At 46.2% G+C, this 20,727-nt stretch carries 20 protein-coding genes and 1 pseudogene; 11 read left to right on the top strand and 10 right to left on the bottom strand.

Going from position 1 to position 20,727, the window contains the following annotated elements:
- Positions 1-32: 32 nt before the first annotated feature.
- Positions 33-1,571: an extracellular solute-binding protein gene (locus G358_RS0127620; RefSeq protein WP_019640509.1), complete on the bottom strand. Its 1,539-nt coding sequence runs from the start codon at positions 1,569-1,571 to the stop codon at positions 33-35.
- Positions 1,572-1,614: 43 nt separating this feature from the next.
- Positions 1,615-2,541 carry an ABC transporter permease gene (locus tag G358_RS0127615; protein ID WP_033404670.1) on the bottom strand — a complete coding sequence of 309 codons (927 nt, stop codon included), beginning with the start codon at positions 2,539-2,541 and terminating at the stop codon, positions 1,615-1,617.
- Positions 2,542-2,860: 319 nt separating this feature from the next.
- Between G358_RS0127615 and G358_RS0127610 the strand changes: the two genes are divergently transcribed.
- Positions 2,861-3,745 (top strand): carbohydrate ABC transporter permease, encoded by an 885-nt coding sequence (locus G358_RS0127610; RefSeq protein WP_019640507.1) that lies wholly within the window; start codon positions 2,861-2,863, stop codon positions 3,743-3,745.
- Between the two features lie 187 nt (positions 3,746-3,932).
- Here the strand turns inward: G358_RS0127610 and G358_RS0127605 are convergent, their stop codons facing one another.
- Positions 3,933-6,179 carry an AraC family transcriptional regulator gene (locus G358_RS0127605; protein ID WP_019640506.1) on the bottom strand — a complete coding sequence of 749 codons (2,247 nt, stop codon included), beginning with the start codon at positions 6,177-6,179 and terminating at the stop codon, positions 3,933-3,935.
- Between the two features lie 165 nt (positions 6,180-6,344).
- Between G358_RS0127605 and G358_RS0127600 the strand changes: the two genes are divergently transcribed.
- The 7 genes from G358_RS0127600 to G358_RS0127570 all read left to right on the top strand — a co-directional run bounded on the left by G358_RS0127600 (position 6,345) and on the right by G358_RS0127570 (position 14,154).
- Complete coding sequence (locus G358_RS0127600) at positions 6,345-7,346, top strand: LacI family DNA-binding transcriptional regulator (protein WP_019640505.1); 1,002 nt, start codon at positions 6,345-6,347, stop codon at positions 7,344-7,346.
- Positions 7,347-7,473: 127 nt separating this feature from the next.
- On the top strand, positions 7,474-8,886 hold the full coding sequence (locus G358_RS0127595) for a tagaturonate reductase (protein WP_019640504.1): 1,413 nt from the start codon (positions 7,474-7,476) through the stop codon (positions 8,884-8,886).
- Between the two features lie 14 nt (positions 8,887-8,900).
- Positions 8,901-10,388: a UxaA family hydrolase gene (locus tag G358_RS0127590; RefSeq protein WP_019640503.1), complete on the top strand. Its 1,488-nt coding sequence runs from the start codon at positions 8,901-8,903 to the stop codon at positions 10,386-10,388.
- 28 nt (positions 10,389-10,416) lie between these two features.
- Positions 10,417-11,817, top strand: coding sequence for a glucuronate isomerase (uxaC, locus tag G358_RS0127585; RefSeq protein WP_019640502.1), 1,401 nt, complete (start codon positions 10,417-10,419; stop codon positions 11,815-11,817).
- A gap of 14 nt (positions 11,818-11,831) precedes the next feature.
- Positions 11,832-12,620 (top strand): alpha/beta hydrolase, encoded by a 789-nt coding sequence (locus G358_RS34165; protein WP_051107742.1) that lies wholly within the window; start codon positions 11,832-11,834, stop codon positions 12,618-12,620.
- Entirely contained in the window at positions 12,617-13,315 is a 699-nt protein-coding gene (locus tag G358_RS34160; protein ID WP_026342508.1) for a rhamnogalacturonan acetylesterase, read from the top strand. Before G358_RS34165 ends, G358_RS34160 begins: the two co-directional genes overlap by 4 nt.
- Positions 13,312-14,154 carry a sugar phosphate isomerase/epimerase family protein gene (locus G358_RS0127570; RefSeq protein ID WP_019640501.1) on the top strand — a complete coding sequence of 281 codons (843 nt, stop codon included), beginning with the start codon at positions 13,312-13,314 and terminating at the stop codon, positions 14,152-14,154. The genes G358_RS34160 and G358_RS0127570 overlap by 4 nt, the downstream gene beginning before the upstream one ends.
- A 135-nt stretch (positions 14,155-14,289) precedes the next feature.
- Here G358_RS0127570 and G358_RS0127565 read toward each other — a convergent pair whose 3' ends face one another.
- The gene (locus tag G358_RS0127565; RefSeq protein WP_019640500.1) at positions 14,290-14,859 is read right to left on the bottom strand and encodes a helix-turn-helix domain-containing protein; all 570 of its coding nucleotides are present in this window, start codon (positions 14,857-14,859) and stop codon (positions 14,290-14,292) included.
- Between the two features lie 113 nt (positions 14,860-14,972).
- Here G358_RS0127565 and G358_RS0127560 point away from each other — a divergent pair, with 113 nt between their 5' ends.
- Positions 14,973-15,557, top strand: coding sequence for a LysE family translocator (locus G358_RS0127560; protein ID WP_019640499.1), 585 nt, complete (start codon positions 14,973-14,975; stop codon positions 15,555-15,557).
- 118 nt (positions 15,558-15,675) lie between these two features.
- On the opposite strand, the gene G358_RS0127555 is transcribed toward G358_RS0127560, so the two are convergent.
- The 3 genes from G358_RS0127555 to G358_RS0127540 all read right to left on the bottom strand — a co-directional run bounded on the left by G358_RS0127555 (position 15,676) and on the right by G358_RS0127540 (position 17,724).
- Positions 15,676-16,098, bottom strand: coding sequence for a VOC family protein (locus tag G358_RS0127555; protein WP_019640498.1), 423 nt, complete (start codon positions 16,096-16,098; stop codon positions 15,676-15,678).
- Positions 16,099-16,167: 69 nt separating this feature from the next.
- Positions 16,168-17,052 carry an AraC family transcriptional regulator gene (locus G358_RS0127550; protein ID WP_019640497.1) on the bottom strand — a complete coding sequence of 295 codons (885 nt, stop codon included), beginning with the start codon at positions 17,050-17,052 and terminating at the stop codon, positions 16,168-16,170.
- Between the two features lie 378 nt (positions 17,053-17,430).
- Entirely contained in the window at positions 17,431-17,724 is a 294-nt protein-coding gene (locus G358_RS0127540) for a DUF6809 family protein (RefSeq protein WP_019640495.1), read from the bottom strand.
- A 426-nt stretch (positions 17,725-18,150) separates the two neighbouring features.
- On the opposite strand from G358_RS0127540, the gene G358_RS32735 reads away from it, so the two are divergent.
- Positions 18,151-18,357 (top strand): helix-turn-helix domain-containing protein, encoded by a 207-nt coding sequence (locus G358_RS32735; RefSeq protein ID WP_019640494.1) that lies wholly within the window; start codon positions 18,151-18,153, stop codon positions 18,355-18,357.
- Here G358_RS32735 and G358_RS33310 read toward each other — a convergent pair.
- Positions 18,320-18,559 carry a hypothetical protein gene (locus G358_RS33310; RefSeq protein WP_026342506.1) on the bottom strand — a complete coding sequence of 80 codons (240 nt, stop codon included), beginning with the start codon at positions 18,557-18,559 and terminating at the stop codon, positions 18,320-18,322. The genes G358_RS32735 and G358_RS33310 overlap by 38 nt on opposite strands.
- Positions 18,560-18,832: 273 nt before the next feature.
- Between G358_RS33310 and G358_RS0127530 the strand changes: the two genes are divergently transcribed.
- Positions 18,833-19,039 carry a helix-turn-helix domain-containing protein gene (locus tag G358_RS0127530; RefSeq protein WP_019640493.1) on the top strand — a complete coding sequence of 69 codons (207 nt, stop codon included), beginning with the start codon at positions 18,833-18,835 and terminating at the stop codon, positions 19,037-19,039.
- A gap of 415 nt (positions 19,040-19,454) precedes the next feature.
- Here the strand turns inward: G358_RS0127530 and G358_RS0127525 are convergent, their stop codons facing one another.
- Both G358_RS0127525 and G358_RS34155 read right to left on the bottom strand, forming a co-directional pair.
- A complete protein-coding gene (locus G358_RS0127525) occupies positions 19,455-19,817 on the bottom strand; it encodes a hypothetical protein (RefSeq protein ID WP_019640492.1) in 363 nt (120 codons plus the stop codon).
- A 43-nt stretch (positions 19,818-19,860) separates the two neighbouring features.
- Positions 19,861-20,727, bottom strand: a pseudogene (locus G358_RS34155) (hypothetical protein); the annotation flags it as partial.

Genomic DNA, 20,727 nt, shown 5'->3' with positions numbered 1-20,727 from the left:
ACCCGAAGGTGGGATCAACTAAAATAGATGCCTTATTTTTTCGTTTTTTGATAAGCTTCTTCATATTCGCTGATGATTTTTGATCCGCCGGATTTTTTCCAAGTTTCCACGGCTTTTTTGAAGTCTTCTTCATCGCCTTGGCCCATGATGAACTTGAAGGTGGCATCCGTAATAAGTTTTTCCAATTCGGTACCTTGCTCATTGGCTGTTGCTGAATCCAGTGGAACGGTCGGATCAAACACGGCAAATTGATCATTTTCCCGGATCAATTCATTGGCCAGCTGTTTCTCCGGATTGGCATCTTTTAAAGTATAGGTCACTTCGCTTGGTCTGCTGCTGGAGAACGGCTGTGCATCAGCCTGCCACAATTCCGAATCAATGACTTTATAGGCTCCGTTCTCATCAAACTCATAGTGAACGCCTTCGATGCCGCCTGTCATTAACATATATACTTCTTCATCGATTAAGTTATCCACGAACTGCAGCAATCTTTTCAGATGGGCTTCCGTTTTTACTTCTGATTTCGGGAACGCCAGCAGGCCGCCGACTCCGCTTCCTTCTGACCAGATGCGGTACACCCCGTCACCGTTGGAAATTTTATTGACAGGAACTAATTCTAATTCGCTCTGTAATCCTTCTGCCAAGTTTCTCAAACTGCCAATATCAACCATTCCCGTATAAATTCCTGCTTTACCTTGAGCTATTTGCTGCTGCTGGTCTTTTTTAGCCGTAACCGCAAAATCTTGCGCTAAATAACCGTTTTCATATAACTTTCTAGAGTACTTCAATGTTTCCAAATATTCCGGCGTATCAAATTCAGGCGTAAACTTTCCATCCTCGTCTACTTTCCAGCCATTCGGCGTGCCGAAGTAGGAGCTTAACGTTTTAAAGCTGCTGTATCTTAACTCGCTTCTATCCGCGAAACCGATTGTATCATGCTTGCCGTTTCCATCCGGATCGTCCTCGGTGAACGCGCGCGCTATTTCATAAAGCTCGTCCAAAGTAGTCGGCACCTCAAGCCCTAAGTTGTCGAGCCAATCCTTGCGCAGAATCAAACCTCCGCGCGCCAGGTTTTTCTGGAATGGCACCCCATAAAGTACGCCCTCAATGGAAGCAGCCTCTCTGACTTCCGGCTTAATATTTTTTAGATTAGGATAGTCGTCCAGGTATGGTCCTACATCCCAGAACAAGCCGGATTTCAAGGAACTGCGCACAGTCGAGTTCGTCATCATCGTCAGTGTAACGATGTCTGCCAGTTCTCCCGATGCAAGCGCCGTCGTGATCCGCTCCTCTTTGGATGCGTCAGGAACCCAATTGAACGTAATTTTTGTGTTCGTATATTCTTCAATCTTGCTCTTAATCGTATTTGTCGGAGGAGAAGGCGTGTGCAAAATATTCAACCAGGTAAATTCAAGATGGGAATTCGGATCGTACTCTTGGCTGGCATTGGTGCTCTTGCTGCCAGCTTTGCCCGCACTCCCGCTATTCGCGCTTTCCTTGCCCCCGCATGCACCTAATATAGAACTCATTAAGGCCACGATAACGACACTACTAATTAGTCTCTTTTTCATCTTTTTTGCTCCCTCTTTTTAAATGTTCTATATATTGTTTAACTTAGTACACGCCGTCTTCGCCCATCTTTTTCGCCAGCTTATTCGAGGCCATGACTAAGACTAAACCAACCACACCTTTGAACAGCCCTACTGTTGTACTGAAGCTTAATTGCCCATTCTTCAAACCTGCGGTGTAAATATAAGTATCAAATATTTCAGCGACTTCACGGTTTAAGGAGTTGAGCAGCAAATACATATGCTCGAATCCGAGATCCAGCGTGCTTCCTATTTTCAATATGAGCAATGTAATAATGACTGGACGTATCGCCGGCAGTGTAATATGCCACGTTTTTCTTAATCTTGCCGCTCCATCCATCTCTGCTGCTTCATACAGCTGCGGGTCGACTACCGTAATAGCAGCCAAGTAGATGATGGTTGACCACCCTAGCTCTTTCCATATGATTTGGCCGATATAAATCGTTCTCAGCCATTCCGGGGAAGTAAGGAAGCTTATTTTTTTGCCGCCCAGACTTACGATGAATTCATTGATAATCCCGCCGTCCAAAGTTAAGAACACATAGGTAATAGATACAATAATAACCCAAGACATAAAGTGCGGAATGTAAATAATCGTTTGTACGGCATTTTTAAAATACTTGTTTCTGACCTCATTCAGCATTAACGCCAAAATAATAGGCATTGGGAAAAATATGACAATATTCAGTGCAAACAGAATCAATGTGTTGCGTAATAACATAAAAAAGGTGGGTTCCGTGAATAAACGGATAAAATGCTTGAATCCTACCCAGGGGCTGCCTGTAATTCCCAGAAACGGCTGATAGTCTTGAAATGCAATGACCAGCCCGCCCATCGGGAAATACTTGAACACAATAAAATAAATCAATCCAGGGAAAATCATTAAGTATAGCAGCTTGTACTTTTTTAAGTTAAAAAGGAAGGATCGTTTCTTCACCTTCGTAATGCTCATGTTGTTCGGTGCAATGGTGGTTGAACCTTTCACATCTTTGCCTCCTTTATCGTTGCTGATTACGCTTTCATATTAAGGAAATATCCAAATTACGTATATAATCATTATATGACCTGTCCGTTTAAAACCGCGCAGCGACAGGCTTCCTGAGTGCTTCGTAACTTCTCATGATTATTTTACAACAAAATGATACCCCGCTATTTCGAGCTCGTTTTACTCCATTATTTCATCTTCCCTCAACAACTCATGATCGGATTATATACGTAATCCCCCACCCTTGATAAAGTTTAAATGTAACCGATTACGAGGAGGATAACACATGATACAGAAAGCAAGAAAAAAAGAGCCCATCGGCAGCCGCATCTTTACGATCGTTAATAACTCATTGCTTGCACTGCTTGCTATTATTTGTCTCTTTCCTTTCATTAACATCATCGCCAGCTCTTTTGCTACTACGCAAGAAGTGATGTCAAAAAAATTCGTCTTGTTTCCGACAACCTTCTCCTTAGACGCTTATCGTTATATTTTATCGACTCCAACGATTTTTAAGGGACTGGCTGTTTCAGTTGGCGTGACCTTGGCGGGAACGCTGATAAGCATGATATTTACAGCTACGATGGCTTATGGATTATCCAGAAGGTATCTCCCACAGCGAAATATCATCAACTTTATCGTCGTTTTCTCGATGTTGTTCAGCGGTGGAATGATCCCTACATTTCTAGTAGTCAAAAGTGTAGGCATTATAGATTCGTATTCGTCCTTGATCCTTCCGGTGGCCATTAATGCGTTCAACCTGATCATTATGCGGAACTTCTTTCAGGCTCTGCCTGAAAGCCTGGAGGAATCGGCTAAAATTGACGGCAGCAACGATTTTGGCGTATTCATAAAAATCATGCTTCCGCTCGCACTGCCCTCGATTGCAACGATCTCATTGTTTTACGGCGTGGCCTATTGGAATACGTACATGAATGCCATCCTTTATCTTAATGATTCAGCAAAGTGGCCGATTCAGGTTTTGCTGCGGCAAATCGTTATCGTCTCCAGCGGCATGCAGGCTGATAGCTCCTCTGTGGATGTGATTCCACCTGCTCAGACGATTAAGATGGCGGTAATCGTAGTGGCGACCGTTCCGATGCTGCTCGCCTATCCTTTCGTACAAAAACACTTTACTAAAGGGGCTTTGCTGGGCGCTGTAAAAGGCTGATTGCAGCTAGCAAAGCTATACTTCATAACGGCTGCCTGCAAAATTACGGGGCAGCCGTTTGTCGTTACGAATTTATTAATCGTAAGCCACGAAAAAGGCCAGCCTAATTTTCGGCTGACCTTCTACGGTTGTTTTTTATAGCTGTTTTTACGTCTGTATTGCTTGGACTATAATCGCTATGAGTTCTTTAATTGCTCTGTTTCATCTTCCGATAAGCTCCTGGTGTCATATGCTCCTTCTTCCGGAACGAACGGATAAAGTTTTGCGGGTTTTGATATTGCAGCCGTTCGGCGATTTCCTTAATCGTTAAATCCGTTTCTGTCAGCCACTTCTTTCCCGTCTCCAGCCGATAACTGACCAAGTATTCGCTAAAAGGAATGCCAAATTCCTTCTTAAAAATGCTGCTTAAATAATTAGGGTTATAATGAAGCCGTTCTCCGATCATTTCCAAGGTCAGTTCCTGATCGAATTCTGCCCGGACAATGGCAGCTATTTTCTCGGAAAGAGAGCGGAATTGTTGATTCGTTTTCTCTTTCATGCATTTTACCATCGGATGGATGACTTGCTCCACCAGCATGCGTTCGATCTCTTCCGGATTGCGGATATCGAGCAGCTTATGATACAACGCATAATTGTTTTGCGTCAGCAGCACTTCTATGCCTAGTAATTGTTCCAATTGGATCAAATTGTTGACGAACCGTACCAAGGCTACTTCAAAGTTCATCGAGTTGTTATTTTTCTTCATAATTTCAGCCAATAACGGGTACAGGGCGCTGGAGACCTTATCCTCATCGCCTAGGCGAATCGCATCGAACAGCTCGGATTCCAATTCCACCGGATAGTACAGCAGTACGGGCCCCGATACAACCATGGAGATGTCTTCATAGAAAATGATCGATTCTTTGCCTAAATTTAGACGATGGTGCAAAGCTTGCTTGCTCATTTCAGAAGCTTCCTTGCTCTGCAGCAAAGAACTATAAGTTCTACTGATCCCTACACTGATCGATAGGTTCAAATATTCCCGCACGGTTTTCATCAGCTTTGTGGCATCTTCCAGCACCTGCTTTTTGATTTCCTGCTCACTTTTTCCTTTGAACATCAAGATGGTAGCTTGGGTACCATCGTTTAGAATGATAGGAAGCATACGCTGATGCTCCGGAATAATCTCTTCGACGATTTTGTTAATCGCCAGCAGCAGAACGTCCTTATCGGAGGCGTCCCTTCCCCCGAGAGTGTCTAATTGCACCAGCATCGTAACATAGGTGTTATTGTCCCACTGTTTATATCCGAGACGCGGCATTTTCCGCGATAATTCCTCTGTGGAAACCCGATTGCGGAACAAATTCAAAATCAGCTGCGTTTCCAGCTGAGGGATTTCAGCTTGCATCAAGTCTTCCAGGTTTTCCTTCTCGGCCAATATGGTATCAATGGAATAAATAATCCAGTCAATTTCATTTTTGGGGTTAAACTCTGAGTCGTTAGGCAAACTCCGCTTGATTTGTTGGATCGGTTTCGTGAAATAAATGGAAATAACGTAAGCTACGACCGCGATCAGCAGCGCCAGCGTAAACCCTAATGCGATCAACCCAAATTTGGTCGTTTTCAGGGCACTCGCTATTTCGCCTTGATCGAGCACGATCAAATAAGTCCAATTGTTGTAGGCAGATTTCACATAAATGACTTGCGTCGAGTGATGGGCGGCTGTCTTTCCTAATGTCAGAATACCAGTCGTATGCTGGGCGCTGATCTCTTCTGATATTTCATTAAGCTGCTGGTCGGACAGCAGTTCATTCATTGGCACCGTTTCATACATCAATTCGCCTTGTTTGTTCAAAATAAAGACGGCCGTGTTGTCGTCTGAACGAACGGTATCATTCAACGCCCGCAGCGAAATGTCCGACAAGGCGATTCCCTGCTTCTTGTTGGAAAACACGGGCAGCGTGTTCACAAAGCGGATCCCTGTATCCGTCTTGATCCAAAATAATCCCTTCTCCTGGTTGTCAATGTACTGATCGTACAATTCCTCGATCTGCTCCTCGCTCAATTTGGACAAAGTTCCGTCAGAAATTTTCCAATGTTGCTCCAGGCTGATTAGAGAATAGGTCACACCCTCGAGTCCCATTGAAGCGATATAATTAAGCTGAGAGTTGACATCCCGATAAGCAATAAAGTCTTTTTCCGTAATCGGATTGCTTACAACCTCTTTAAATGAACTTGTGGTACTGTAAGTATTAAAGGCGTATTCGATGGTCTGTATCTTTTGTTCCAGATTATTTTTGATTTGTGTGATATAACTTTGTTTACTGTTAGAAAATCTTTCGATTACGGATTTTGTCGTGCTAAAATAAATATAACTAATAAAAGTGACTACCAGCCCCACGCCTAACACCAGAATAGGAATAAACACCTTGTAGAACATTCTGCCTCTGTTCATTGCAATACTCCTTTGTATGCTGTATCATCACCTTGTAGTATAGCGCTTTCAAGCGGGGAAATCCAATGATATTTTTCACGTGTGCAAATAATTAAATGCTTGATTTTAGCGGGAATTCGATTTAAAATGAAATCGATAACAATTCTATTCGGGTAGAGAGGTTCTATGATAACGATTAAAGATATCGCACGTGTCGCCGGCGTTTCCCATACTACCGTCTCCCGGGCGCTTAACGGCAACCCGCTCATCAAGAAGGAGACCCGGGATCGTATCGAGAAAATCGCTGCTGAACTGAATTATGTGCCCAATTACAATGCCAAGAGCCTGGTCATGAAGAAGTCTTATACGATTGGCCTATTTTTCTCCAGTATTGATCAAGGGACATCAGCCAGTTTTCTCGTGGAGGTCATCAAAGGCATTAATCATGTGCTGGATGAAAACTACAACTTGTCCGTCAATGGAATCGACAGTATCCATAACCTGGACAACATTATCCCCCAGCGTTTTGACGGTATTCTGATGATGAGCCAAAGCGATGAAGACAACGCTTTTATCTATCATGTGAAGAGAATGGGCATCCCGCTGGTCGTATTGAATCGCCAGCTTGAGGACCCGGGTATTATGAATGTCATCGCGAATGACCGCGAAGGCGTTAAGGAAGCGATCGATTATGCCATTTCCCAAGGTCATCGCAAGCTCGCTATGATTGAAGGCAAGAAAGGCTTCAAATCATCGACAGAACGCAAGCAAGGATTTCTGGACAGCGCGCTTGAGCATGGCCTGCCGCTCACTTCGGATTATTTTATTGCCGGAGACTACAGCATTGAAAGCGGGTACACGGCAATGTCCCAGCTGCTGGCCTTACCCGAACCGCCAACGCTCGTATTTTGCAGCAATGACGATATGGCCATCGGAGCGATGAATGCTTGCTTTGCAGAAGGGGTAGCTATTCCGTCCCAGCTCTCTTTGATCGGATTCGATGATATCGTATTTGCCCGGTACACGAATCCCGCTTTGACGACAGTCCGCAGACCGATTGCCGATATTAGCGAGCTTGGCACACAGAAGCTGATCGAGCTGATGCAGCAGCCGGAAAGCAAGCCGGAGCAATTGTTTGTCAAGACAGCCTTAATGACGCGTCAAACGGTGGCCCAGATTGAAGGTTAAGAGCCAGTACGATGTCTGATGCCACAAATGATCACCTGTCTTTAAAAAAAGAGAATTCTCTTTTTTTAAATAAAATTGTTAACGTGTGCATTTGACGTTGACTACAAAAAGGAGCCAATGATTACTTATGACACAACAACAACTTTCCCGTGCAACCCATCCAGAATTGCCTGTCTATCCTGAACGAATGATCCAATTTGGTGAAGGCAATTTCATGAGAGCCTTCGTGGACTGGCAGCTGCAGCAAATGAACAAGCAAGGGCTGTTTCAAGGCAGCGCCGTGCTAGTGCAGCCGATCGAGCAAGGCCTCGGCGAGATGCTGGCAAAGCAGGATTACCTATATACCGTCCTGTTAAACGGCATTATGAACCAGCAGACAGTAAATGATGACGAAATTATTACAAGCGTTAGCCGAGTCATTAATCCTTATACCGATTATGATGCTTACCTGGCCCTGGCGGATAACGATGAACTAGAGTTTATAACTTCGAACACGACCGAGGCGGGTATCGCCTATCGTGCGGAAGACCGCCTAGCAGACGTTCCGCCAAAAAGTTTTCCCGGGAAATTAACGGCCCTGCTTTACAAACGTTTTCAATTAGGCAAAAAGGGCTTCACCATTATTCCTTGCGAGCTGATCGACCGCAATGGCGAGAAGCTGAAGGAAATCGTACTGCAATACGCAAATGACTGGCAGCTTGGAGATGCCTTCCTGCAATGGCTGGAGCAAGAAAACACGTTTTGCTGCAGCCTGGTCGACCGCATCGTTCCCGGCTATCCGCGCGACAAAGCGCAGGAACTGGCGGAACAATTGGGCTATCAGGACAACTTGATGGTTACCGCAGAGCCTTTCCTGTTCTGGGTCATCGAAGGTCCCGCATCTTTGACAGAGCGCCTGCCGCTGGCTAAAGCCGGATTAAACGTCGTGGTGACGGACGATATGACGCCATACCGTGAGCGTAAAGTTCACCTGCTGAACGGTCCGCATACAGCAATGGTGCCGCTCGCCCTTCTGGCCGGCCTGGAAACGGTCGAGGATGTCATGAACGACGAAACCTTCTCCGTATTTGTGAAGCAATTAATTGAGAACGAATTAATCCCGATGCTCGATTTGCCGAAGGAAGAGCTGCAATCTTATGCGGAAGCTGTACAGGAACGCTTCAAAAATCCATTTATCCGTCATGAGTTAACGTCGATTTCTTTAAACAGCATTTCCAAGTTCAAAACGAGACTATTGCCTGTGCTGCTTCGATATCAGCAGGAAAAAGGAGAGCTTCCAAAGCTCACTACTCTCGCCTTTGCTGCTTTACTGTTTAGCTATCGGGGCGACAAGGTCGAGCGTCAGGACGGCGCTGAGGTTATTGCCGTCTTTGATGAAGCCTGGAGCAAACCGGAGACATTTGCGGCGGCGATTTTGAAAGATGAGAGCTTGTGGGGCGAAGACTTGACCCAAGTACCGAACCTCGTTAATGCCCTTGAAGGTTATATTCAGCAGCTGGACGCTTCGGGCAGCCGCGCTGCACTACAACAATTGATTTAGGAGAGATGATGAGGATGAAAAGACTAACGAAAATGAATCCCCGCGATACCGTTGCTGTTGCCTTAAAGCCGATCAGCGCAGGGGAAGAGCTGAATTTCGACAATCAGGTGCTCAAGGCGCTTGAGGATATTCCGCAAGGTCATAAAATCGCCTTAACCAGCTTCGAGCCTAACGATGTAGTGATCAAATACGGCTACCCGATCGGGCATGCCATTTCTGCGATTCAGCGCGGCGGCTGGGTGCATACGCATAATTTGGCGACGAACCTGGCGGGCGAAGAGGAATATGAATATGTTCCTGACCTCCACCCAGTGACGTACCCAAAACGTGACTTGACCTTCCAGGGCTATCGCCGCAAGAACGGCAAAGTCGGTATTCGCAACGACCTGTTCATCGTTCCGACGGTAGGCTGTGTCAACGGGGTTGCCGAGCTAATGATTAAAGAGTTCAAGGCGATCCACCCGGATCTCGGTACCTTTGACAATATTACCGTGCTGAAGCATCCTTACGGCTGCTCCCAACTTGGAGACGATCACCGGATGACGCGCAGCATTCTGGCGGATGCAGTCTATCATCCAAATGCCGGTGGCGTGCTCGTCTTTGGCCTAGGCTGCGAGAACAACATCGTGTCTGAATTCCGCAGCATATTGGGCGATTATGACGAAGAGCGCGTCAAGTTCCTCGTTGCCCAAGAGGTCGGAAATGAGGTCGAAGCCGGCTTGCAGCTCCTGGAGGAGCTTTATGTTGCAGCGCAAAATGACCACCGTGAGCCTGTACCACTCTCTGAACTTAACGTCGGCCTGAAATGTGGAGGATCGGATGGCTTCTCGGGTATTACGGCGAATCCGCTGCTGGGCGCCTTCTCGGACTTCCTGATCTCTCAGGGCGGAACGTCAGTGCTAACGGAAGTGCCCGAAATGTTCGGCGCGGAGAAAATGCTGATGGGCCGTGCGGAGAACAAGGAGGTCTTCGAGGACATCGTACATTTGATCAACGACTTCAAGCAGTACTTCCTGTCCCACGGGGAATCGGTCTATGAGAATCCTTCCCCGGGCAACAAAGCCGGCGGTATCAGCACGTTGGAGGACAAGTCGCTTGGCTGTACGCAAAAGGCCGGAACCGCTGCAGTCGTCGATGTATTGCAATATGGCGAGAAGCTGCGCAAGAAAGGGCTTAGCCTCCTGCAGGCACCGGGGAACGACCTTGTCGCCTCCTCTGCGCTCGCCGCATCCGATTGCCAGCTCGTTCTGTTTACGACCGGCCGGGGAACACCATTTGGCAGCTTCGTGCCAACGGTAAAGATCGCCACCAACAATGACATTTATAATAACAAGAAGCATTGGATGGACTTCAATGCCGGCTCGCTGCTCGATACGCCGATGGAACAGGTTCTCGAAGAATTCATCGATTACCTGATTGACGTAGCCAGCGGCCAGCCAACCCGCAACGAGCAGAACGAAGTGCGTGAGCTGGCGATTTTCAAAACTGGGGTTACATTATAAACGAACCACTGTAAAGGAGCCTGAAGGAATGTTTCTAAACGATAACTTCTTATTAACGACCGACATGGCCGAGTCCCTGTTCCATGACTACGCCGACAACATGCCTATTATTGATTATCATTGCCATCTTGACCCGAAGGAAATTTACGAAGACAAAAACTTCAAGAACATTACCGAAGCCTGGCTCTACGGGGATCACTACAAATGGCGCCTGATGCGCGCCAACGGCGTACCCGAGTCCCATATTACCGGAGACGCTTCCGACTATGATAAATTCCTAGCATGGGCCCGGACGGTACCGAAAACGATCGGCAACCCGTTGTTCAGCTGGACTCATTTGGAGCTGCGCCGTTTCTTTGGCATCGACGAGCTCTTAAATGAACAATCCGCGCCGCGGATTTGGGAACAAGCCAATGCGAAGCTCGCTTCTCCGGACTTCCGGCGCCGCAGCCTGATTAAGAACTCCAAAGTGAAAATCATCTGTACGACGGATGATCCTATCGACTCCCTGGAGTATCATCAGGCATTAAGCAAAGAAGAGCAGGATTTTCAAGTGTTCCCGACCTTCCGGCCGGATAAGGCGCTCAACATCGATGCGCCAGGCTTTAAAGACTGGATCGGATGGCTGGAGCAGGCTAGCGGAGTAACGGTCGCTTCATATGCCGGGCTGATCGAGGCGCTGAACAACCGTGTACAGTTTTTCCATGAACACGGCTGCCGCCTATCGGACCATGCGCTCGATGTTCTCCGTTACCAGGCTGGCGATGAAGGTACGGTTGAGCGGATTTTTGCCAAGAGATTGGCCGGGGATGACCTGTCCAAGGAAGAAGTTACGATTTACCGTACTGAGCTGCTGTCCGCGCTCATCGGCATGTATCGCGAAAAGGACTGGACGATGCAGCTGCATATCCACGCCTACAGAAACAACAATACGGCGATGTTCAACAAATTAGGCCCTGACACAGGCTACGACGCATTAAACGATCTGCCGCTGACCGAGTCGCTGTCACAGCTGCTGGACCGTGCCGAAAGCAGTCAAGGATTGCCGAAGACAATTTTGTATTCCTTGAATCAGAACGACTATCCTGTTCTGCTGACACTGATGGGCTGTTACCAGAAAGAAACGGCAGGCAAGCTGCAGCTCGGATCCGGCTGGTGGTACAACGATACGCGCAGCGGAATGCGCCATCAGCTCACCATGTTTGCCGACCATAGTGTGCTGGCCAACTTCGTCGGAATGTTAACGGACTCTCGCAGCTTCTTGTCCTACACTCGCCACGAGTATTTCCGCCGCGTATTGTGCGAGTTGATCGGCGAATGGGTGGAGCGCGGCGAAGCGCCGAATGACGTTGCGCTGCTCGGAAAGCTGGTCGAGGACATTTCCTATAACAACGCAGCTAACTATTTTGGCTTCAGCACTGCCAAGTAAAGGAGACGACGCTCATGCTACTAGTTTGTGCCAACAACGAGCGGCTGAGCAAAGAGGAAGGGAAGTTTCCGCCGGAAACCTCCCTCCTCTTTCTCTATCCTGTACAGGACAGCGAAAAACATGACACTGCTGCGGCTCGTCCCTTTGTACTTGTGCTGCCCGGCGGCGGTTACAGCCATCTCGCTCAGCATGAAGGCGAGCCCATCGCCCGCTGGCTGAATGACCTGGGCATCCACGCTGGCGTGCTGCACTATCAGGTCGGCGATTTCGAGTTCGCCGACCTGATCAAGGATGTGGAGGATGCCCTCAAATGGGTGCGGGAGGCGCCGAAGGATTGGAATGTTATCCCAGGCCAGGTCGGGATGATCGGTTCCTCTGCGGGAGGTCATTTGGCTTCCATCGCTGCGACTACAGGAACGGTGAAGCCGAATCTGCTGCTGCTCTGCTATCCTGTAATCTCGCTGCATGAACCGTATGTCCATCAAGGAAGCCGGGATCATTTCCTAGGAGCCAACCCTGAACGGGAATTGTTGGATGCCTGGTCATCCGATCAGCGCGTTACCGCCGAGACCCCTCCTACTTTCATCTGGATGACGGCCAACGACAGCGTCGTGCCCGTCGAAAACAGCCTGCTATTTGCAGGGGCTCTGTCCCGTCATAAAATTCCGTTTGAGCTGCACATATTTGAGGAAGGGCGCCACGGTCTTGGGCTCGCAGACGATCATGCCCACGTGCGGCAATGGCTTGGTCTTGCCGAAAATTGGCTGGACCGATATCATTATGTAAAGAAGGAATATGCATGAACCATACATTGTTTATTGCCGGCGATTCCACAGCCGCTCTGAAAGGAGCGGCCGAGAAGCCGATGACAGGCTGGGGCGAATACATTCAAGATTACTTCCAGTCTTCCGTGCGTGTAGACAATCGCGCGATTAACGGGCGCAGCACGAAATCGTTTCTGGCTGAAGGGCGGCTAGCTGCGATTGAGCAGGACTTTCGGGCGGGCGACTATTTGTTCATTCAGTTTGGTCATAATGACGAGAAAACGGAAGATCCAAGCCGCTATACTGATCCGAATGGGGCGTATCGCCTCAATTTGAAGCGGTTTATCGACTCGGCCCGCGAGCGCGGCGGAACACCAGTGCTGCTGACCTCAGTCAGCCGCCGCCGCTACTTGGAGGATGGGGAGCTCGATCCCTTCGCGGTAGGCGAGTATCCCTCCGCTATGCGGGAAGTCGCGTCGGAGACCGGCACGCCGCTGCTCGATATTTTTACAGCTTCACAGCAACTTTACAAGGCGTTCGGCGTTGAAGGATCGAAGCGGCTCTTAATGCACTTGCCGGAGCAGGCTCATCCGAACTACCCCGCCGGCATTGCCGACGATACGCACTTCTCGGACGCAGGCGCCCAGCAAATCGCCAGGCTCGTGGCCGAAGCTATCCAGCAATCGACAGAACTATCTGCTCTAAAGCAGCATTTAAAAGGAGAGATCACATGACGGTTCCACTTCATCTTGGCGTTCGCGCCCATGATTTCGGACAAATTCCATTGACGGATCTTATTCAGAAGCTGCAGCAATACGAGTTCTCGCATATTCAATTTGCGATTAAGAAGTCTTTTCCGGAAAGCGCTCCCAGCTTTTCCGCTTTGAGTCCGGGCACGGCGGCTTACTACGGCAACGCCTTCCGGCGGGCGGGCATTCAAATTGCCGTGCTCGGCTGCTATGTCAATATCGTTGCTCCCAACCCTGAGGAGGAGGCTCAAGCGCTGGCCGATTTCAAGACCAATCTCCGCTTGGCCAGAGATTTTGGCGCCTGCCTTGTAGGCACGGAGACGGGGAGTGTCGGCAAAGGCTACACCACCGATAACTTCACCGAGGAAGCCTTCCAGCGGGTCATCGCTGCGGTGCGGGAGATGGTTGCCGAAGCTGAACGCTTTGGCGTCACGGTAGGAATCGAAGCGGGGTTGAATCATCCCCTCCACTCCGCGCCCTTAGCCCGGAGGCTGCTGGACGCGATCCCGTCGAACAATCTGCAAATCATTCTCGACTGCGCGAACCTGATGTCGCCGGACAATTATATGCGGCAGGATGAAGTTGTCGCCGAGGCATTGGAACTGCTAGGCAACCGGATCGCGGTCATTCACCTAAAGGATTTCGTCGTGCAGGACGGACGTATTGAAATGGTCCCTATCGGCCAGGGCCTGCTCAAGTTCGAGCCGATTCTCCGCTATATGAAATACGAACGGCCTCATATTCAGGGCCTCATGGAGAGTACAACTGAACCACATTTGGCGGAGAGTGTCGAGTTTCTGAAGCGGTTGTATGACGAAGTGTAGTGTAAGTAGTGTACTTGAGGCTGCATGATCGCAAGCACGCCGGGAACGGCTCTCGGCACGTTAAATCCCCGGTTCAACCCGCGTTAAGGCGGTAAGCTGAACCGGGGATTTTTATTGGTCGTGTGGTGGGCTAACTTAAAGCTCATGAGCCGGCAGTACATAATAAATCGTCATGCTTAGCCGGACTAACATTTCCCCAGCATTAACGTAAGCATGCGGCCTGTCCGCCCTGAACCGAATGGAATCACCCTGCTGCAATTTATACTCATCTTCATTAACGCGGAGGATAAGCTCGCCATCATAAACCATGATGTATTCCTCCGTTCCCTCTCTGTGGGCCTCCGCCTGCAGCATCCCCCCAGGCTCAATATCCACCTGGTAAAGCTCAAAGCGCCGTTCCTCCTGAAAAGGAAAGCAGGGATACACTTTAAACTTCCCATTATCCTCTGTCAATGCTTGTAGTTCATTTCGTATAACGACTTCCGTCTCCGGCTGGGACTGTTGGACGAGCGCAGTAAAAGAAACCTTCAGTCCATTCGCAATTTTCCAAATGGTCGTAAGGGTCGGGCTTGATTCACCTCGCTCAATTTGTCCGATCATCGTCTTGCTTACGCCGCTTAGCTGAGAAACCTTCTCCAAGCTTAACTTTTCCTTTTCTCGAATGGCCTTTAAATTTCTCGCAAGAATAAGATGGATTTCCTCCATGTGCCTCCTCCTTATATACAATATAACGTCCAATGTGTATAGTATAAAGCACGACGGTCGTTATAACGTCCGTTAAGTATATTTTAACATATATTCATGCGAAGGAGATCTTTATGCCCGTCATTTCGTTTTTACTCTTTGTATTCATATCCAGCTTCACCCCGGGCCCCAACAATATCATGGCTATGGCCATGGCCCACCGGGGACTAAAAAGAACCGTGAAATTCAGTATTGGCGTGGGCAGCGGATTTTTCGTAATTACCCTGCTATGCTGCAGTTTCTTTAACCTCCTGCTTGCCAGCGTAATGCCCGTGATTGAACTCCCTTTAACCCTGCTTGGCGTTGGCTACATGCTGTATTTGGCTTATAAAATATTGACCAGTAAAAATACGGGAGAATCCAGGGAGAACGAAGACGGCAATCTCTTCATCACCGGCGCCCTGCTGCAATTCGTCAATCCAAAAGGCATCTTGTTCAGCATTACCTTAGTGGGGACCTTTATCGCACCCTATTATGCTTCGCACTTAAGCTATTTTCTTTTCTCCGTATTGTTAGGTGTCACGGGTTTCCTGAGTACCTTCACCTGGAGTCTGTTCGGCTCTATTTTGCAAAAAGTCATCATGCGCTACAGACGGCCGTTTAATTTTACTATGGCTGTTTTATTGGTTTACAGCGCTTTTTCGATACTCGTTAAGTAGTAGGCTTGAAAGATTTTATGAAGACAAAAAAGCAGGTCGATTAATGATAGTATCTGACCATTCGACCTGTTATGTATAACATTTTGGTTTACGTTTTCTATTTTCTATAACAAAAAAGTTACTCTTTTATCTCCCATTCCGGGTTCCAAACTACTTCCCATAAATGACCATCTGGGTCTTGAAAATAACCAGAATAGCCACCCCAAAATGTGTCGTGTGCCGGGACGGTGATGATAGCACCAGCCTTGTTCACTTCTTCCATTACCTTATCAACTTCCTCCTTGCTACTTACATTATGACCAAGAGTAAATTCAGCAGGGTTAGGTTGGGTCTGATTAATCTTTGCGTCAAGGGCAATATTATTACGCTCAAAAATTGCGAGCCTTAAGCCAGCTTCCAAATCGAAAAAGGCGACGGCGCCATGTTCAAATTCTGTGCCAATAATACCTTCTGTCGAAAACCCTAATCCATCTCGATAGAATACCAAGGATCGCTCCAAGTCATCTACACCCAGTGTAATAACCGAAATTCGTGGTTTCATTTTAGTCCTAGTCCTCCCAGAAAATGTAATTTGAATTAATACACTATTATTTTAATAGATTTGAAATACCTATTGATTGTAAAAATCGGACATGTTGCCAAACTCTCTAACAGCAGCACTCAGCGAATCACCATAAAAGCGTTTGAAATCACGTATCATGTGGGCTTGATCGAAATAACCATGATTATAGGCAAGGCCCCGGTCTACGCCCGGCGAACTTTGTATAACGTTAATTATCGCTTGAAACCTGACCACTTCACAAAATCGCTTTGGACTAGTTCCGATCCATCGATAAAAGATGCGGTTCATTTGACGTGTGCTTATCACTTCTCTTTTGGCTAATTCCTGTACGCTAGTTTTTCCCTCAGTCATAAAAATGTGATACAGCAATTTATTTATTAGGCTATCGTCCACTATAGCTTTGGTACGCATGTAAGAGAGCAAAAAATCCTCCATGATCTTCACTTTTTTTTCGAATAACGGCTCTGCGAAAATCCGATCTTCTATCTCATTAGTCATACCCGCCCAAACCAAATCAATATCAAAATGCGAATTAGCAAGGTCTTGTTGTGGTATACCTAACAATGAATAGATTCCACCTGGAAAAAATCGCACACCGAACTTCTGCACAGGGTGATGCTGGTCGTAGGTAATTGTAAAGGGCTCGTCAACGAATCCATAAAACAAAGTCCTGTATTTATTTCCCTTAAGATCATGTTCAAATATAATGTCACTGCAGCCGTCTGGCAGTACCCGATCGACACTTTCCACACAAAGCGCTTTGAGCGATTCGGAAGAACCCGGTTCCTGATTTTCTGTTACCGGTTCGCTTAACCAATAGCAAGACACATACGGAGCTAGTTTCGGAGATGGTGTGATTTCAATATATTTGTTTGATGCTACTCTACCGTTTGCTTGTCTTGGCTGAAAAAGAGTATGGATTCGCAACTGCAAGAAGCATTTCTCCCTTCTGATTCAGCATTTTTCGAGCATAAGTATAAGAAGTCTAGCCCCATAATAATTAGGCGGCATCATTCGATGCAAGATGCTCTGCTTTAACTCCTTGCTCACTTGGTTCATTGTCTTCCACCTTGTTCTCGTTTTCCTCACTATACGTTCTTTTGAGGGGGACGACAACTATTCTGACACAGGGGGGGCCTTCACCTAGACCTTCAAGTTCAATGACTTTGCTATCGTCTACGATTTCAATCACAAAGCTCCTATTCAATAGTTCAGCTTATATAGCCTTGCCTCATGACGAAAAAGCCTCTTCCTACTAAATCAAGGTAGAAATAGGCCTTTAGTACACCGCATATTTTTTTTAAAATATAATTACTTCAAACCATACAAAAGTTGTTCCTTAGCCGCGTATATATCTATCATCATTAACGCTCCAAGCTGAAACCCGTTGGCGAAAGTAGCAGTTACATGCAGCGACTCAGTCTGACTGCGCAAATCGAGCATAATTTCAAGCTGGTCGAAATCATCGGTAGATAGCTTCTCTTTCCACATTCCCATTGCTTCGGATACTTTTCTGCTTATTCTACGATACTCAGGATCTCGCGAGACGATATTTTCTTCGGGGTGGATTTCACCATAATATAGTGCTTCCAGAAAACTTTTCATTTTCATCTTCCTTTCGTATGGATTGCAACGCCGTGAAAGAACACATGATAGATTAAATGTGCAGTCTGCCCCTTAGACAATTGCGTTGAGAAAGTAGCAAGTTCTTTTTCCAGAGTCGCTTCCTTTTTTACTCACGATTATCCAACTTCCCAGTACTCCGCCTGACAGCCTCGTGTTTCGTAACTTTATCCTTGTGGCCATACTCAGAAATAAATGATTACATTGATACCTCCTCCTATTACTACGATATAACGTTATTTAGTCATTTCCTCTCTCCCAACGTTACGATAATTGAGATTTTTGTAACGCTATTCCGATATTATCTAAATTATATATCGGAACACAGATACATTCAATAGTTTTCTTTGAATTTATTTCTGTAACTGTTTATAGTTATAGTTAAAAACGGTAGGGAGCAAGTGTCTTATGCCGATACGACTTAGATTAAAAGAAATCCTTAAGGAAAAAGGAATGTCTCAAAGGGAATTGGCTCGGTTAATGAATGTACGCCCTAATACAATTAGCCATCTCTGTTCTGATAAAGTAAATGCCGCTTATTTCGATACGTTGGAGCAAATTTGCCGGACACTCAATATCAGCCTGAACGAACTTCTTGTACTAGAAGATGATTAAACTTGCCGGATAGAATGGCACAGGAGAGCGTTATCGCCTCCTGCCATTGCTCCGCCGCCAGTTCGTTCAGGTCTAGTACATCCTGCGTTCTCATCTGTTCTTGGATTTGCCTACGGTAATAAGGAGTTGTATTCTGCGGTAGAAGTTCTCCTTGCTGAATTTCCTGAACAAGCCGCCTCACCTTCGAGTCGAACTTGGACAATCCTCTTTCTCTACCGTCATCTAAACCCCGTAATAATGACGGATTCGTTTATGGAATTCATTAAAGAAATCCCAATATACGTCTGTAAAGTCGATGACAATGCGGTCAATGGATACAGTGATCCATTTTATGTGCAGCCCCCTCCCGATATTACGACATAACGTTATTTAGTAATATATTAATTGTAATTCCGCTATTTCGTAATGTCAACATTGCGTTATTGCGTCATATATCAATTTATTCTATGATTAATTGTTAGAGGGGGAGTGTTTTATGCATCTAACTATTCGGTTGAGTGAAATTTTAAAGGAACGTGGGATGACTCAAAAGCAACTTTCAGAACTTACAGGTATCCGACCTGCGGCAATTAGCGAAATCTGCAACAACCAGAGAACCTCAATAAATCGTGAACATATCGAAAAAATTGCTGATTGCCTCGGCATATACGATGTTAGAGATATTATCCGCCTTGAAAAGTAAACTACCGCTTTAATTATCACGCCGCCTGGATATAAGCATCTATATGCTTCCCACGATAATTCTTTATGCACTACTCAAAAAAGAACAGAATGCCTGAAAAAGCTTTCTCCCCGTTCTCAGTACCATCGAGAACCGCCCAACGTACAGGGCGGAGGGGCGGCGTATTCTACAGTTACATAGCATTTTGAAAATCATATGAGAAAGCGAAGATAATAAAAAACAGATCAATCATGGTAGTATCTGACCATAATCGACCTGTTCATTGCAACGGAATAGCTTTAGATTATAAAATTTCTTCAAAAGGTCATTACATGGGTCATACGTGTTATTGGTTGAATGATGGGTTTATTCGGCACTGGGTTGCCCCACAAAAGAGAAACCTTGAAGGGCATTAAGCCAATCAAGGTTTCTACATTTAGTTATTCAAAAAATCGACGGTAAATCGGTCTACCCTTATTTGAACATATTGTTCATGTAAATAACCATACTCCATCAGGAACTCACTATCAATTTCAAAAGTTATACCACCTACCTCTAAAGCCCCTTCATCAATATCTAGTTTTCCTTGTAGGCTGTAAGCGAAACTATTGTTCTCCTGATGTATCTTATACTCATCCAAGTCCACTTGCTTAATAATAAATTCATCAAGTATGGTCACATCGAGTTCAATCTGATAGACCTCTCCAACAATGAGCCCAAACAGGCATTCATTTGCGAACGCAACAATTTGAATTCCGTCAATTTCAAGCGTAACCTCTTCTTCAATTACGGGGCTCATCTTAATAACTTTTGCCGTGTACTGAATGGGAATTCCTCCTCTTCTACTCTAACGGGTTAATAGTTTTATCATGCTTGTTTCCATTCAATAATTTCCATAAATCTTCTCCACGTTTTACATGATAGGTGGTTATATCTCCGTTATTATTTGTACCAACAAACTCAAATTTTGCTTCGCCTTTCTGAGTGTTACCCATAAATTTAGCATAACCAGTCCTTGTTTCAACTGTCCCATTCTTTAACTTATATTCGTATTGAACTTTAGTGCCGCCGTTCATTACATCATTTGCCCCTTGAAGGTACTCATCAGCGTTTTTATACGAACCTTTAAATTCTCCACCATGCTTCTCATAATGCCCCTCAAGAAGTGTTCGGTCTGCAAAGTTTGATGAAGTTTTACCCGTCCCCTCATCCCTTCTCCGTCTTTCTTCTTCATCCCTTCTTCGTCTTTCCTCCTGTTCCCTTCTCCGTTTTTCTTCTGGGCTCTGTTTATTCGATTCAGGGGTCTTATCCTTATTTGAAAGCTCCTTCTTCTTTGCCCCCGCATCGTCCAACTTATTTTTTACTTTCACATCGTTGTCGAGCGACTTCCAGAAATCGATGCCGCCTTTATGTACTATGCCATCTCTAATATGATCCTGATTCATTTTACGAGCCGCATCGTTAAGTAAATCACTCAAGTCTTCGATTGGCTTTGGTGCTCGCAGCGCATTTGTTTTTAACTTACCATCTCCTAGCTTTGCCAAGCCAGATGCACTTCTCTTGCCCACAAAACTCTTTAATATTTTAGGGGCATTTTTAACCAAGCTTGCTCCTCCGGCAAGTATCCCCACAGTGTCAAGAATACGTTCCGATGCTTCAATACTACTATAGCCTATCCGATAGCTTTCTTCTCTTGTATCCGTTAATGG

Origin of the sequence: Paenibacillus fonticola DSM 21315 (assembly GCF_000381905.1) — a bacterium.
Lineage (GTDB): Bacteria > Bacillota > Bacilli > Paenibacillales > Paenibacillaceae > Fontibacillus > Fontibacillus fonticola.
The sequence above is the reverse complement of the archived record's forward strand: the minus strand, read 5'-3'. Positions and strand labels throughout refer to the sequence as shown.